At 71.2% G+C, this 14,536-nt stretch carries 12 protein-coding genes; 4 read left to right on the plus strand and 8 right to left on the minus strand.

Translation table 11 applies throughout. The features are described 5' to 3' along the window. Window positions 1-271: 271 nt before the first annotated feature. The 3 genes from IE316_RS25595 to thyX form a co-directional block, all read right to left on the minus strand. On the minus strand, window positions 272-1,957 hold the full coding sequence (locus tag IE316_RS25595; protein ID WP_190206840.1) for a ribonuclease J: 1,686 nt from the start codon (window positions 1,955-1,957) through the stop codon (window positions 272-274). Between the two features lie 138 nt (window positions 1,958-2,095). Then, window positions 2,096-2,995, minus strand: a complete 900-nt coding sequence (dapA, locus tag IE316_RS25600; RefSeq protein WP_190206841.1) for a 4-hydroxy-tetrahydrodipicolinate synthase — start codon at window positions 2,993-2,995, stop codon at window positions 2,096-2,098. A 232-nt stretch (window positions 2,996-3,227) separates the two neighbouring features. Continuing rightward, a complete protein-coding gene (thyX, locus tag IE316_RS25605) occupies window positions 3,228-3,968 on the minus strand; it encodes an FAD-dependent thymidylate synthase (protein WP_190206842.1) in 741 nt (246 codons plus the stop codon). 197 nt (window positions 3,969-4,165) lie between these two features. On the opposite strand from thyX, the gene IE316_RS25610 reads away from it, so the two are divergent. Both IE316_RS25610 and IE316_RS25615 read left to right on the plus strand, forming a co-directional pair. After that, window positions 4,166-4,405, plus strand: a complete 240-nt coding sequence (locus tag IE316_RS25610; protein WP_190206843.1) for a hypothetical protein — start codon at window positions 4,166-4,168, stop codon at window positions 4,403-4,405. A gap of 161 nt (window positions 4,406-4,566) precedes the next feature. Further along, window positions 4,567-5,121, plus strand: a complete 555-nt coding sequence (locus tag IE316_RS25615; RefSeq protein WP_190206844.1) for an SCO5741 family PH domain-containing membrane protein — start codon at window positions 4,567-4,569, stop codon at window positions 5,119-5,121. Between the two features lie 148 nt (window positions 5,122-5,269). Here the strand turns inward: IE316_RS25615 and IE316_RS25620 are convergent, their stop codons facing one another. The 5 genes from IE316_RS25620 to rpsO all read right to left on the minus strand — a co-directional run bounded on the left by IE316_RS25620 (window position 5,270) and on the right by rpsO (window position 10,728). Further along, on the minus strand, window positions 5,270-5,734 hold the full coding sequence (locus tag IE316_RS25620) for a hypothetical protein (protein WP_190206845.1): 465 nt from the start codon (window positions 5,732-5,734) through the stop codon (window positions 5,270-5,272). Window positions 5,735-5,742: 8 nt separating this feature from the next. Continuing rightward, window positions 5,743-6,495 (minus strand): 4-hydroxy-tetrahydrodipicolinate reductase, encoded by a 753-nt coding sequence (dapB, locus tag IE316_RS25625; RefSeq protein ID WP_190206846.1) that lies wholly within the window; start codon window positions 6,493-6,495, stop codon window positions 5,743-5,745. A 27-nt stretch (window positions 6,496-6,522) separates the two neighbouring features. Next, window positions 6,523-7,902: a M16 family metallopeptidase gene (locus tag IE316_RS25630; protein ID WP_190206847.1), complete on the minus strand. Its 1,380-nt coding sequence runs from the start codon at window positions 7,900-7,902 to the stop codon at window positions 6,523-6,525. Next, window positions 7,899-10,118: a polyribonucleotide nucleotidyltransferase gene (locus tag IE316_RS25635; protein WP_190207040.1), complete on the minus strand. Its 2,220-nt coding sequence runs from the start codon at window positions 10,116-10,118 to the stop codon at window positions 7,899-7,901. Before IE316_RS25635 ends, IE316_RS25630 begins: the two co-directional genes overlap by 4 nt. A 322-nt stretch (window positions 10,119-10,440) precedes the next feature. After that, window positions 10,441-10,728, minus strand: a complete 288-nt coding sequence (gene rpsO, locus IE316_RS25640; protein WP_004924725.1) for a 30S ribosomal protein S15 — start codon at window positions 10,726-10,728, stop codon at window positions 10,441-10,443. A 275-nt stretch (window positions 10,729-11,003) separates the two neighbouring features. Between rpsO and IE316_RS25645 the strand changes: the two genes are divergently transcribed. Together IE316_RS25645 and IE316_RS25650 are read left to right on the plus strand one after the other, a co-directional pair. After that, window positions 11,004-11,300, plus strand: coding sequence for a DUF397 domain-containing protein (locus IE316_RS25645; RefSeq protein WP_190206848.1), 297 nt, complete (start codon window positions 11,004-11,006; stop codon window positions 11,298-11,300). Between the two features lie 378 nt (window positions 11,301-11,678). Then, window positions 11,679-14,480 carry an SCO5717 family growth-regulating ATPase gene (locus IE316_RS25650; protein ID WP_190206849.1) on the plus strand — a complete coding sequence of 934 codons (2,802 nt, stop codon included), beginning with the start codon at window positions 11,679-11,681 and terminating at the stop codon, window positions 14,478-14,480. Window positions 14,481-14,536 lie beyond the last annotated feature (56 nt).

A 14,536-nucleotide genomic window follows, 5' to 3' on the forward strand; every position in this document is an offset into this window, starting at 1 on the left:
CCTTCGGTCTTGCGTTTCCGACTCTATCAGATCCTTTTCCGATCCGATTTCCTCGGTGCTTTCCAGGTTCCCGCTTCCGCGTTTCCCTTTCCGGCGGCTCCGACTTTATCAGAAGTTCTGAGTCGGAATTCCCGCCCCTCCGGGGCGCTCCCTACCGTGATGTGGTCGGGTGCCCCTCCGAGCGGGGTTGTAAACCTACTGGAGCGGGGCGCCCCGATGCAAATCGAGGCGCCCCGCTCCTGGTCGGCCCGGGTCCGGGCCCGACGGTCCGTCAGACCTCCACCACCACGGGGAGGATCATCGGCCGGCGCCGGTAGGTGTCCGAGACCCACTTGCCCAGGGTCCTGCGGACCAGTTGCTGAAGCTGGTGCGGCTCCACGACGCCGTCCTGGGCCGAGCGCTCCAGTGCCTCGACGACCTTGGGCAGTACCGCGCCGAACGCGGAGTCGTCGATGCCCGAGCCGCGGGCCTGGATGTGCGGTCCCCCGGTGATCTTGCCGGTGGAGGCGTCCATGACCACGAAGACCGAGATGATGCCCTCGTCTCCAAGGATCTTGCGGTCCTTGAGCGCGGGCTCGCCCACGCCGCCGACCGACAGGCCGTCGACGTACACGTACCCGGCCTGGACCTTGCCGGAGATCTTGGCCTTGCCGCCGACGAGGTCGACGACGACGCCGTCCTCGGCGATGACGATGCGGTCGTGCGGGACTCCGGTGAGGGCGCCCAGTTCGGCGTTGGCGCGCAGGTGGCGCCATTCGCCGTGGACCGGCATCAGGTTCTTCGGGCGGCAGATGTTGTAGAAGTACAGCAGCTCGCCGGCCGAGGCGTGGCCCGAGACGTGGACCTTGGCGTTGCCCTTGTGGACGACGTTGGCGCCCCACCGGGTCAGGCCGTTGATCACGCGGTACACCGCGTTCTCGTTGCCCGGGATGAGGGACGAGGCCAGGATGACCGTGTCGCCCTCGACGATGCGGATCTGGTGGTCGCGGTTGGCCATCCGGGACAGGGCGGCCATCGGTTCGCCCTGGGAGCCCGTGCAGACCAGGACCACCTCGCTGTCCGGGAGGTCGTCGAGGGTCTTGACGTCCACGACCAGGCCCGGCGGGACCTTGAGGTAGCCCAGGTCTCTGGCGATGCCCATGTTGCGGACCATGGAGCGGCCGACGAAGGCGACCCGGCGGCCGTACTCGTACGCCGCGTCCAGGATCTGCTGGATGCGGTGGACGTGGCTGGCGAAGCTGGCCACGATGATCCGCTTGCGGGCGCCGGCGAAGACCTGGCGCAGCACGCCGGAGATCTCGCGTTCCGGCGGGACGAACCCCGGGACCTCGGCGTTCGTGGAGTCGGCGAGCAGGAGGTCGATGCCCTCTTCGCTCAGCCGTGCGAACGCGTGCAGGTCGGTGAGGCGGTTGTCCAGCGGGAGCTGGTCCATCTTGAAGTCGCCGGTGTGCACCGCCATGCCCGCGGGGGTGCGGATGGCGACGGCCAGCGCGTCCGGGATGGAGTGGTTGACCGCGACGAACTCGCAGTCGAACGGGCCGATGCGCTCGCGGTGCCCCTCCGCCACCTCCAGGGTGTACGGGCGGATGCGGTGCTCCTGGAGCTTGGCCTCGATGAGCGCCAGGGTCAGCTTGGAGCCGATCAGCGGGATGTCCGCCTTCTCCCGCAGGAGGTAGGGGACGCCGCCGATGTGGTCCTCGTGGCCGTGGGTGAGGACGATGCCCTCGATGTCGTCGAGACGGTCCCGGATCGACGAGAAGTCCGGCAGGATCAGGTCGATTCCGGGCTGCTCCTCCTCGGGGAAGAGCACTCCGCAGTCGACGATCAGCAGGCGGCCGCCGTACTCGAAGACCGTCATGTTGCGGCCGATCTCGCCGAGACCGCCCAGTGGTGTGACCCGCAGGCCGCCTTGGGGAAGCGGCGGGGGCGGGCCCAGTTCGGGATGCGGATGACTCAAAAGACTCTCCTCACCACACGCGCCACGTACCGGTGTGGCACGTGGCGCGCGTGACGTTCGTGCAGAAGCAGTTGTGTGGATGCGGCGCAGGCACCGGTGGCCTGCTTATTCAGTTGTGGGGTCGTGCGAAGTCCGTTGTCAGAGCTGTACCCCGCCGGCAGCAAGATCGATCTTGAGCTGATCGGTTTCCTCGGGCGTCAGCTCGACCATGGGCGCGCGCAGCGGTCCGGCCGGCAGGCCCTGGAGGGCGAGCGCGGCCTTGGTGGTCATGACGCCCTGGGTACGGAACATGCCGGTGAAGACCGGCAGCAGCTTCTGGTGGATCTCCAGCGCCTTGTGCACGTCGCCCGCCACGTAGGCGTCGACCATGGAGCGCAGTTCCGGGGTGACGACGTGGCCGACGACCGAGACGAAGCCGACCGCGCCGACGGCGAGCAGCGGCAGGTTGAGCATGTCGTCGCCGGAGTACCAGGCGAGGCCGGAGTGCGCGATGGCCCAGCTCGCGCGGCCCAGGTCGCCCTTGGCGTCCTTGTTGGCGACGATCCTCGGGTGCTCGGCGAGGCGGACGATGGTCTCCGTGTTGATCGGGACGCCGCTTCGGCCGGGGATGTCGTACAGCATGACCGGCAGCCCGGTCGCGTCGGCGACCGTCTTGAAGTGCCGGTACAGGCCCTCCTGCGGGGGCTTGTTGTAGTACGGGGTGACGACGAGCAGGCCGTGCGCGCCGGTCTGCTCGGCGGTACGGGCCAGCTCCACGGTGTGCTGCGTGTCGTTGGTGCCGACGCCGGCGATGACGTGGGCCCGGTCGCCGACCGCCGCCACGACGGCCCGTACGAGCTCCGCTTTCTCCGCATCGCTGGTGGTCGGGGACTCGCCCGTGGTGCCGTTGACGATCAGGCCGTCGTTGCCTGCGTCCACCAGGTGGGCGGCGAGCCGCTGCGCGCCGTCGAGGTCGAGTGCGCCGTCCGCCGTGAAGGGCGTGACCATGGCGGTGAGGACCCGCCCGAAGGGGGTCTGCGGAGTGGAGGTCGGAGCCATGGGTTACACGCTACTCGTTGCTCGGAGCGGGGTCTGCCCTCGGGGGAGGCGGCCCGGGACGGCGGGGGACGGAGCCCGGCACTGCCTGCTCGGGGGTTCAGGCAGTGCCGGGTCCGTTTGATCAGGCTAGATGAACTTCACGAAATGCCGCAATCTGGACACCTCGTGCGGCTGATGCGTACATGTGTCCCCCTCCGGGCCCGTACCGCATCCGTGGCGCACCCCTACCGGATCACGGCGCCACGCGTCCGTTGGCGTTGAAGGCGGCGTGCGTGAGGGGCATGAGCCCGGCCCAGGCGGCCTCCATCTTCTCGCCGACCATCTCGATCTCCCGCTGCGGGAAGGAGGGCACCTTGGCCAGCTCGTGCTGGGTGCGCAGGCCGATGAAGTGCATCAGCGAGCGGGCGTTGCAGGTGGCGTACATCGAGGAGTACAGGCCGACCGGGAGCACCGCGCGGGCCACTTCGCGGGCGACGCCGGCGGCGAGCATCTCGCGGTAGGTGCCGTACGCCTGCTCGTACGAGTCGGCCATCGCGCGGGCGGTCAGCTCCCGCTGGGCCTCGGTGCCCTCGACGAAGCGGTACTTGCCCGGGCGGCCCTCCTGGACCAGCTTGCGGGAGGCGTCGGGGACGTAGAAGACGGGCTGCAGCTCGCGGTAGCGGCCGCTCTCCTCGTTGTACGACCAGCCGACGCGGTGCCGCATGAACTCGCGGAAGACGAAGATCGGGGCGCTGATGAGGAAGGTCATCGAGTTGTGCTCGAAGGGGCTGCCGTGGCGGTCCCGCATGAGGTAGTTGATCAGGCCCTTGGAGCGCTCCGGGTCCTTCTTCAGCTCGTCCAGGGACTGCTCGCCGACGGTCGAGACGCGGGCGGCGAACAGCACGTCGGCGTCGGACGCGGTGTGCTTGACCAGCTCGACGGTGACGTCGCTGCGCAGTTCGATCTTGAAATCGGCTTCGGGCGTGTCGGACACGGTGTGGTGGGCCTTCCCATCTCGTCGCTTAGGCAGCCACTCTACGGCCCGCCGCGGCGCCGGATTCCCGGGCCGCCAATCGGGGCGATCGGGCCGTGCCGCGATGAAGTCGGCGAAAGCGGGCACCTTCGGGAGGGATCGTTCGTCTGTACCGATGACGAGTGATCCTCCGAATTCCCGAAGGGAGACGTGCGTCGATGTCCCACCGGCGTGAACCCGTCCCGTTCGCCTTCGTCGCCGAGGCCGACAGGTTCCGCAGCAATGTCACGCCCCCGCCGCGTGAGCGGGCGTCCTTCGGCCAGATAGCCGGGCGCTGGCTGCTGGGGCTCACCATCGTGGCCGGACTCGTGGGTGCCCTGGTGATCGGGATGCCCGCGTTGTCGCTGGACCACTCCACGCAGCAGACGCAGCAGTCCCAGGCGTCCGACGACCGCTGAGGCCGCGCGGGGCCGGCCGCTCCCCCGGCCGCCGTCTCCGGCCGCCGTCCCCCGGGCGGCCTCCGGCGGCCGCCATCCGGGCCCCCGAGGGTGGTGACCGGGGACACAGGTCGATAACCTCACCGGGCACTGCCCGCGCATGGAGCGAGTGAGGACCAGCCGTGCCCCTGCCCTTCCTGACGGCCGACCCCGCCCTGGAGTCGGCCGACGATGCCGCGCTGCCGTACGACGACCGGGACACCTGGCGGCGGCCGTACCGCCCCGGGCCGTACCGGGTGGGGGCGTCCGCGCTGATGCTGCTGCTCGCGTCGTTCGTGCTGTTCGCGGCGGTGATCATCGCGGCCACGGGCACGTTCGGCTCCGCCGGGGTGTTCTTCGCCGTCGCGCTGGCCGTGATCGCCGGCGCGCTGCGGCTGCTGCGGGTGGGCGTGTGGGTCAGCGCCCGGGGGCTGCGCCAGGTGAGCTTCCTGGTGACCCGGACGGTGCCGTGGGATCAGGTCGTGGGCGTGCGGACGGTGCAGCAGCCGGTGCGCTGGCTGGGGCTGCCGCGGACGGTGCAGGGCCAGGCGCTGGTGCTGGAGCGCCAGGGGCGCCCGGCGGACGCCCCGCCGCCGCTGCTGACCACGCACGGCGCGGACTTCCTCGCCCGCGCGAGCGCCTTCGACCGGGCCGCCGACGCGGTGGAGGCGTGGGCGGCGGAGTACCGGCGCGGTTGAACCACGGCCCGGTGGAGTACCGGCTCGGCTGAATCCCGGCCCGGTTGCACCACTGGCCACGGGCCATCGATCACCGGCGACCGGCGACCGGAACCGACGCGAGTGGCCCGGTCCGCGGGGTGCGGACCGGGCCACCGGTGTGTTCGGGTCAGGCCGTCCCGGCCGGGTGCGTGTCCTTGCCGTCGTGGAGGGCGATCGCCCGTTGCATCGCCTTGCGGGCGCGAGGGGTGTCGCGGGCGTCGTGATAGGCGACGGCCAGGCGGAACCAGGTGCGCCAGTCCTCGGGGGACGCCTCCGTCTCGGCTTTGCGGCGGGCGAAGACCTCGTCGGCCGAGTCGCGGTCGATGCGGCCGCTCGGGGTGCGCTTCAGCTCGTCGACGGGCAGGGCGCCCTCGGCCTCCAGTTCGGCGGCGAGCTGGTTGGCCCGGCGGACGAACTGGGTGTTCTTCCACAGGAACCACAGGCCGATCACCGGCAGGATCAGCACCGCCACCCCGAAGGTGACGGTGACGACCGTGCCCGCCTCGATGAGCAGCACCCCGCGGCTGCCGACCAGGACGAAGTAGAAGACCAGGACGGCGGCCGTCAGGGCGTAGGAGAGCTTGGCTCGCATGGCGGGGGTCAGCCCAGGTCCAGGAAGTGTTCCAGCCCGAAGGTCAGGCCCGGGGTGGTCACCACGCGGCGGACGCCCAGCAGGATGCCCGGCATGAAGCTGCTGTGGTGCAGCGAGTCGTGCCGGACGGTGAGGGTCTCGCCCTCCCCGCCGAGCAGGACCTCCTGGTGGGCGAGGAGCCCGCGCAGCCGGACCGCGTGCACCGGGACGCCGTCGACGTCCGCGCCCCGGGCGCCGTCCAGGGCGGTGGCGGTGGCGTCGGGCGCCGGGGCGGCGCCTGCCTTCCGCCGTGCCTCGGCGATGAGCTGCGCGGTGCGGGTGGCCGTGCCGCTGGGGGCGTCGACCTTGTTCGGGTGGTGCAGTTCGACGATCTCCACGGACTCGAAGTACGGGGCCGCGAGCTGGGCGAACTTCATGGTCAGCACCGCGCCGATGGAGAAGTTGGGCGCGATGAGCACGCCGGTTCCCGGGGCGGCGTCGAGCCGTTCCCGGAGCGTGGCGAGCCGCTCGTCGGTCCAGCCCGTGGTGCCGACGACGGCGTGGATGCCGTGGCGCAGGCAGAAGTCGAGGTTGTCCATGACCGACGCCGGGGTGGTCAGCTCGACGGCGACCTGGGCGCCGGACTCGGTCAGCGCGTCCAGGTCGTCGCCCCGGCCGAGGGCGGCGACCAGCTCCATGTCCTCGGCGGCCTCGACCGCCCGTACCGCCTCGGAGCCGATCCGGCCCTTGGCGCCGAGGACGGCCACGCGCAGCTTGCTCATGTCTGTTGCTTCCTTACCGGAGGTGACTTACGCCACGGCCTCGTGGAGCCGGGCGGCCTGCTTGTCCTTGAGCGGGCCGATGACCGACAGCGAGGGCCGCCGTCCCAGGATGTCGCGGGCGACCTCGCGGACCTCGTCCGGGGTGACCGCCGCCATCCGGGCCAGCATGTCGTCGACCGACATCTGCTCGCCCCAGCACAGTTCGCTTTTGCCGATGCGGTTCATCAGCGCGCCGGTGTCCTCCAGGCCCAGCACCGTGGAGCCCCGGAGCTGGCCGATGGCGCGGTCGATCTCGTCGTCGGAGAGGCCGTGCTCGGCGACCTGGTCGAGTTCGTCGCGGCAGATCTTCAGCACGTCGTGCACCTGGGAGGGCCGGCAGCCCGCGTACACGCCGAACAGGCCGCAGTCGGCGAACCCGGAGGTGTACGAGTACACGCTGTAGGCCAGGCCGCGCTTCTCGCGGACCTCCTGGAACAGCCGGGAGGACATGCCGCCGCCGAGGGCGGTGTTGAGGACGCCCAGTGCCCAGCGGCGCTCGTCGGTGCGGGCCAGGCCGGGCATGCCGAGGACGACGTGCGCCTGCTCGGTCTTGCGGCCGATCAGCTCGACGCGGCCCGCGGTGCGCAGGGCGCGCCGGCCGCCGCGCGGGGCGATGGGCCGGGCCTGCGGGTCCTTGAGGGCGCCGGCCTTGTCGAAGGCGGCGCGGACCTGGCGTACCACCTTGTGGTGGTCGACGTTGCCGGCGCAGGCGACCACCAGGTGGGTGGGGTCGTAGTGCCGCTTGTAGAAGCGGCGGATGCGGTCGGCGGTGAGGGCGTTGACCGTGTCGACGGTGCCCAGGACCGGACGGCCCAGGGCGTTGTCCCCGAACATGGTGTGCGCGAACAGGTCGTGCACGCAGTCGCCGGGGTCGTCCTCGGTCATCGCGATCTCTTCGAGGATGGCGCCGCGCTCGACGTCGACGTCCTCCTCGCGGATCAGGGAGCCGGTCAGCATGTCGCAGACCACGTCGATGGCGAGCGGCAGGTCGGTGTCGAGCACGCGCGCGTAGTAGCACGTGTACTCCTTCGCCGTGAACGCGTTCATCTCGCCGCCGACGGCGTCGAGGGCGGCGGAGATGTCCAGGGCGGACCTGCGGTGCGTGCCCTTGAAGAGCAGGTGCTCCAGGTAGTGGGTGGCGCCGTTCAGCGCGGGCGTCTCGTCGCGGGAGCCGACGTGCGCCCAGATGCCGAAGGTCGCCGAGCGGACCGAGGGGAGGGTCTCGGTGACGACGCGCAGGCCGCCGGGGAGGGTGGTGCGGCGGACCGTGCCGATGCCGTTCTCGCCCTTGATGAGGGTTTGGGTACGGGCGACGGCCCGCGCCTCCGAGGAGGTGCGGGCCGTCGCCTTGGCGCCGTGGGACGTCACTGGTCGGCGTCGTCCTTCTGCTCGTCCGAGCCGTCCTCGCCCTCGATCACGGGGATCAGGGAGAGCTTGCCGCGGGAGTCGATCTCGGCGATCTCGACCTGGACCTTCTGGCCCACGCCGAGCACGTCCTCGACGTTCTCCACGCGCTTGCCGCCGGCCAGCTTGCGGATCTGCGAGATGTGCAGCAGACCGTCCTTGCCGGGCAGCAGGGAGACGAAGGCTCCGAACGTGGTCGTCTTCACGACCGTACCCAGGTAGCGCTCGCCGACCTCGGGCATCGTCGGGTTGGCGATGCCGTTGATCGTGGTGCGGGCGGCCTCGGCGGAGGGGCCGTCGGCGGCGCCGATGTAGATGGTGCCGTCGTCCTCGATGGTGATCTCGGCGCCGGTGTCCTCCTGGATCTGGTTGATCATCTTGCCCTTGGGGCCGATGACCTCGCCGATCTTGTCGACCGGGATCTTCACGGTGATGATCCGCGGCGCGTTGGGGGACATCTCGTCCGGCGTGTCGATCGCTTCCATCATCACGTCGAGGATGTGGAGGCGGGCGTCCCGGGCCTGCTTGAGGGCGGCGGCCAGGACGGAGGCCGGGATGCCGTCCAGCTTGGTGTCGAGCTGGAGGGCGGTCACGAAGTCCTTGGTGCCGGCGACCTTGAAGTCCATGTCGCCGAAGGCGTCCTCGGCACCGAGGATGTCGGTGAGGGTGACGTAGTGCGTCTCGCCCTCGATCTCCTGGGAGATCAGGCCCATGGCGATACCGGCGACGGGGGCCTTCAGCGGCACACCGGCGTTCAGCAGCGACATGGTGGAGGCGCAGACCGAGCCCATCGAGGTGGAGCCGTTGGAGCTGAGCGCCTCGGAGACCTGGCGGATCGCGTACGGGAACTCCTCGCGCGTCGGCAGCACCGGCACCAGGGCGCGCTCGGCGAGGGCGCCGTGGCCGATCTCGCGGCGCTTGGGGGAGCCGACGCGGCCGGTCTCGCCGGTGGAGTACGGCGGGAAGTTGTAGTTGTGCATGTAACGCTTGCGCGTCACCGGCGACAGGGTGTCGAGCTGCTGCTCCATGCGGAGCATGTTCAGCGTGGTGACGCCCAGGATCTGGGTCTCGCCGCGCTCGAACACGGCGGAGCCGTGCACCCGCGGGATGGCCTCGACCTCGGCGGCCAGGGTGCGGATGTCGGTGACACCGCGGCCGTCGATGCGCTTCTTCTCCTTGATGACCCGCTCGCGGACGAGCTGCTTGGTCAGCGCGCGGTACGCGGCGGAGATCTCCTTCTCGCGGCCCTCGAACTCCGGCAGCAGCTTCTCGGCGGCGAGCGCCTTGACGCGGTCCAGCTCGGCCTCGCGCTCCTGCTTGCCGGCGATGGTCAGCGCCTGGGCCAGCTCGGGCTTGACGGCGGCGGTGAGCGCCTCCAGGACGTCGTCCTGGTAGTCGAGGAAGATCGGGAACTCGCCGGTGGGCTTGGCGGCCTTGGCGGCGAGGTCGGACTGGGCGCGGCAGAGCACCTTGATGAAGGGCTTCGCGGCCTCCAGACCGGCGGCGACGACCTCCTCGGTGGGCGCCTCGGCGCCGCCCTCGACCAGCTTGATGGTCTTCTCGGTGGCCTCGGCCTCGACCATCATGATCGCGACGTCGCCGTCCTCCAGCACCCGGCCGGCGACGACCATGTCGAAGACGGCGTCCTCCAGCTCGGTGTGGGTCGGGAACGCCACCCACTGGCCGCGGATCAGCGCGACGCGGACGCCGCCGATCGGGCCGGAGAAGGGCAGGCCGGCGAGTTGCGTGGACGCGGACGCGGCGTTGATCGCGACGACGTCGTACAGGTGGTCGGGGTTGAGCGCCATGATCGTGCAGACGACCTGGATCTCGTTGCGCAGGCCCTTCTTGAAGGACGGGCGCAGCGGGCGGTCGATCAGGCGGCAGGTGAGGATGGCGTCCTCGGAGGGCCGGCCCTCGCGGCGGAAGAAGCTGCCGGGGATCTTGCCGGCCGCGTACATCCGCTCCTCGACGTCCACCGTGAGCGGGAAGAAGTCGAGCTGGTCCTTGGGGTTCTTGGACGCGGTGGTGGCCGACAGCACCATGGTGTCGTCGTCCAGGTACGCCACGGCGGAACCGGCGGCCTGCTTGGCCAGGCGGCCCGTCTCGAAGCGGATGGTGCGGGTGCCGAAGGGGCCGTTGTCGATGACGGCTTCGGCGTAGTGGGTCTCGTTCTCCACCAGTGTTTTCTCCATTACGTGTATGTCGTCTTTTGTCCCTTGCTGCCCGTGTGGCAGGGGGACTGTGGTGGAGAAGCGCTCCGTCCGATGCGGGCCGGTCTTCGATCGAAGCACCCGGGGCTCGCGTCCCCCCGGGGGCCACTACCGAGGACCGGCGGCGGCGAGGTGCGCTTCTCCTCGTCACATGCGTACTGCGTTCACATGCGTACTGCGTTACGTGTTCCCACGCTGCGCTACCACACTACAAAGTGACAGTGACAGCGCGCACGTACAGCAAAGGGAGCGGCCCCCGAACGATGGGAACCGCTCCCTCCACGGCGTCTTACTTGGCGCCCGCCGCACCGCGGCGGATGCCGAGGCGGTCGACCAGCGCGCGGAAGCGCTGGATGTCCTTCTTGGCGAGGTACTGCAGCAGCCGGCGGCGCTGACCGACCAGGATCAGCAGACCACGACGGGAGTGGTGGTCGTGCTTGTGGGTCTTGAGGTGCTCGGTCAGGTCGGAGATCCGACGGGACAGCAGCGCGACCTGGACCTCGGGGGAGCCGGTGTCGCCCTCCTTGGTACCGAACTCGGAGATGATCTGCTTCTTCACTGCGGCGTCGAGCGACACGCGTACTCCTCAAATAGTCTGTGACTGGCCACCGAGTGCCCCCGGTCTTCTCCTCGGGGGATCTTCCGTGACTCGGAAGGCGGGGATCCGCTGAGCGCGGCCTCCAGGGCGCCGACAAAGAGGCTCCGGGGGTGCGTACACAAACGGCCGTCACCCAGAGTACCAGCCGGCGGGGAGACCCCCGACGGGGAGTTCCCGCTTCGGCCTCGTGGGGCGGGGTACGGCCAGTAGGGTGACCGGGGATCGCAGACAGGTCGTCGAAAGGACCCCCCACCATGGCTGATCTGCCGGACGAGGACGTGAAGGCGCGCAAGGAACGCGAGCGGGACGAGCTGTACGCGCTCGACATCTCGGACGTGGAGTGGCACTGCGCGCCGGGGACCGAGGAGCACGAGGAGCGGGTGGAGATCGCCTACCTCCCCGGCGGCGCCGTGGCCATGCGGTCGTCGCTCGACCCCGACACCGTGCTGCGTTACACGGAGGCGGAGTGGCGGGCGTTCGTGCTGGGGGCGCGGGACGGGGAGTTCGATCTTGACCGGGCGCCCGGGGCGGGGGCGGAAGCGGGGGCGTGACCATAGGGTGAGCCGGGGGTTCGGGGGATGTGGTGACGGGAGTGCCGGCCGGGGTGTTCGTACGCCTCGGGTGGTGCTCCCGTCGAGCTTGTGCCGGTCTGGGGGTGCTCATTCCGTCGACACGGCCTGTTTTGGCCCGAGTTGGGGTACTAGGTGAGCCGCATCGGGGCTCGACGGGACTGACGTGGCCGGGGGGCGGGTGATTAGGCTGGGTACGGGCGCGACGCCAGAACCCGTGGACCGGCGTCGGCGTCCTCAGGGGGAGAGCCGGTGGACCGGACGACCCCGACGATTTACGACAACTCTCGCATGGGTCGCATCAGTTGCTGCAGTCGCCCCGGCACGACGTGAGAGTGCTCGACCACACCAGGAGGAACTGTGAGCAGCGATCGGGACGGGAACCGCGGGGGCTGGGCGACACCCGGCGATGACCAGCCCGACGCGGAGTCCGCGGTCGAGACGACCGGCGAGTTCACCATCGACTATGCGCCGCCTGCTTGGTATACGCAGAATGCGTCGTCGAGTGGAGCCGGTGGGGCCGGTGATTCGGGGGGCTCTCGGGGTTCTTCTGGGGCCGGTGCCGGTGCCGGGGCGCCGGAGGATGGGCCGCGTCCCTTCTCTTCACCCGGTGGGACGGTTCCGCCGTTGCCCGGGTTGACGCCGCCTCCTCATGCCACCGGTCACACGGGGCCCGCCGCCGTGCCGGCTCCGGCGCCGGGGGCGCCGTTCACTCCGCCGGCGCCTGTGCCTGCGCCCGGGGCGCCCTTCACGCCGCCCGCGCCGCCGGTCGGGGGGCCCAGCGGGGTGCCCAAGCTGCCGGTCGGGAGCGGGTTCGAGCCGCAGCCGAGCGAGCCCGCGGAGGAGACGCCGGAGGCCGAACCCGCCCCTCCCGCCCCTCCCACCGCTCTGCCGGCCTTCCCGGCCGGGGAGTCCGGCAACGGGGACCTGGAGAGCGGCGCGACCATGCGGTTCTCCGTCGCCGCGCTGAAGCGGGAGTTCGCGGAGCGCGCCGCCGAGGAGGCCGAGAAGAAGGAAGAGCGGGCGGAGGAGGGGACGGAAGCGGACGCGGCCGCGGCGACCGCCGAGGAGTCCGGGCCGGTCGGTGACGCCGCCCACGCCGGGGTTTCGGACGCGGACACGGCCGAGGACGAGGACCAGGTACCGGTCGTCGCGGAGGACGAGCCCCGGGACGCCGTACTGGACGAGGCCGAGCACGAGGACGCGGTTCAGGACGAGGCCGAGCCGGAGGGCGCCGGACCCGTTGGCGACGCGCTCGCCGACGCCCGCTCCACGGATGACGAGCCCGCCGACGCCGTACCTGACGTGTCCGACGCGCCCACCGACGAGCCGGAGCCCGAGCCCGGGCCCGTCGACGCCGTGCCCGACGATGCCGTCGAGCCGCGGGACGCCGCGCCGCCCGCCTGGACGCCGCCGCCGGTGCCGGTGCCCGGGACGCCGCCGCTGCCGCCGTCCTACCAGCCCGCCGCGCCCGTGCCGGGCGGGCAGTGGCCCGCGCAGCCGCAGGCACCCCAGCCGCAGCCGCAGGCGCAGCCGCAGGCCGGTGCTCCCGAGACGCCCGCCCAGCCGCAGCAGCCGCAGCCGCCCTTCCAGCCGCAGGCGCCGCAGCCCGCGCCCGCCGCGTGGACCCCGACGCCCGAGGCCGCGCAGCAGCCGCAGCAGCCGGTCGCGCCGCAGGCCGGTTACGGTTTCCCGCCGCAGCCGCAGCAGCCGGGCGCGATGCCGCCCCCGCACGCCGCGCCGGGTTACGGCTTCCCGCCCGCTCAGCAGCAGCCGCAGCAGCCGCAGCCGCCCCAGCCCGGACACCCGGGCCAGCCCCCGCAGGCCCAGCAGCCGCACGCCCAACTCCCCCAGCAGGCACCCGCCGTGGACCCCCGGGCCGGGAGCGCGTGGCCGCAGCCGATGCAGCACGATCAGCGGCAGCCGACCAACCCCGGTGCCGCGCCGCTCGGTTACACCGCCGCCGTGGAACTGTCGTCCGACCGGCTGCTCAACAACAAGAAGCAGAAGGCGAAGAGCAGCCGTCCCGCGGTCGGCGGTGGCCGGTTCAAGCTCGGCGGGAAGAAGGAGGAGGCCGAGCGGCAGCGGAAGCTGGAGCTGATCCGCACGCCCGTGCTGTCCTGCTACCGCATCGCCGTGATCAGCCTCAAGGGCGGTGTCGGCAAGACGACCACGACCACCGCGCTGGGCTCCACGCTCGCCACCGAACGGCAGGACAAGATCCTGGCGATCGACGCCAACCCGGACGCCGGTACGCTCGGCCGCCGGGTGCGCCGGGAGACCGGGGCCACCATCCGCGACCTGGTCCAGGCGATCCCGTACCTCAACTCGTACATGGACATCCGGCGCTTCACCTCGCAGGCGCCGTCCGGACTGGAGATCATCGCCAACGACGTCGACCCGGCCGTCTCCACGACGTTCAACGACGAGGACTACCGGCGCGCGATCGACGTGCTCGGCAAGCAGTACCCGATCATCCTGACCGACTCCGGCACCGGGCTGCTCTACAGCGCCATGCGCGGGGTGCTGGACCTCGCCGACCAGCTCATCATCATCTCCACGCCGTCCGTGGACGGTGCGAGCAGTGCGAGTACGACGCTGGACTGGCTCTCCGCGCACGGGTACGCCGACCTGGTCTCGCGCTCCCTCACCGTGATCTCCGGGGTCCGCGAGACCGGCAAGATGATCAAGGTGGAGGACATCGTCGCGCACTTCCAGACCCGTTGCCGGGGCGTCGTGGTGGTGCCCTTCGACGAGCATCTGGCGGCCGGGGCGGAGGTCGACCTCGACATGATGCGGCCGAAGGTGCGGGAGGCGTACTTCAACCTGGCCGCGCTGGTCGCCGAGGACTTCGTACGGCACCAGCAGATGCACGGCCTGTGGACGTCCGACGGCAACCCGCCGCCGGTCGCCGCGCCGCCCCTGCCGGGCCAGCCGTTCCCGGCCCAGCCGGGCCCGTACGGGCAGCCGGCCCAGCCGGGACCGTACGGTCAGCCAGGACAGCAGAGCCAGCCGGGCCAGCCCGGCCCGTACGGCCAGCCGGGACCGTATGGCCAGCCGGGACAGCCGCCGCAGGCCCCGCAGCCGGGCCAGCCGTACCCCCCGAACCCCGGCTACGGCTATCCCCAGGCGCCTCAGCCGCCGCAGCAGCCGCAGCAGTGATCAGCCGTCGTACGACGTGAAAGGGCGGCCGGTGCTCCAGCGCACCGGCCGCCCTT

Origin of the sequence: Streptomyces fumanus (assembly GCF_014655295.1) — a bacterium.
Classification (GTDB): domain Bacteria; phylum Actinomycetota; class Actinomycetes; order Streptomycetales; family Streptomycetaceae; genus Streptomyces; species Streptomyces fumanus.

What these genes read in the sequence shown, in the direction of transcription:
- dapA (WP_190206841.1), bottom strand. Translation starts at nt 2,995, where the DNA reads ATGGCTCCGACCTCCACTCCGCAGACCCCCTTCGGGCGGGTCCTCACC.
- IE316_RS25610 (WP_190206843.1), top strand. Translation starts at nt 4,166, where the DNA reads ATGTCCCACCGGCGTGAACCCGTCCCGTTCGCCTTCGTCGCCGAGGCC.
- IE316_RS25620 (WP_190206845.1), bottom strand. Translation starts at nt 5,734, where the DNA reads ATGCGAGCCAAGCTCTCCTACGCCCTGACGGCCGCCGTCCTGGTCTTC.
- dapB (WP_190206846.1), bottom strand. Translation starts at nt 6,495, where the DNA reads ATGAGCAAGCTGCGCGTGGCCGTCCTCGGCGCCAAGGGCCGGATCGGC.
- IE316_RS25645 (WP_190206848.1), top strand. Translation starts at nt 11,004, where the DNA reads ATGGCTGATCTGCCGGACGAGGACGTGAAGGCGCGCAAGGAACGCGAG.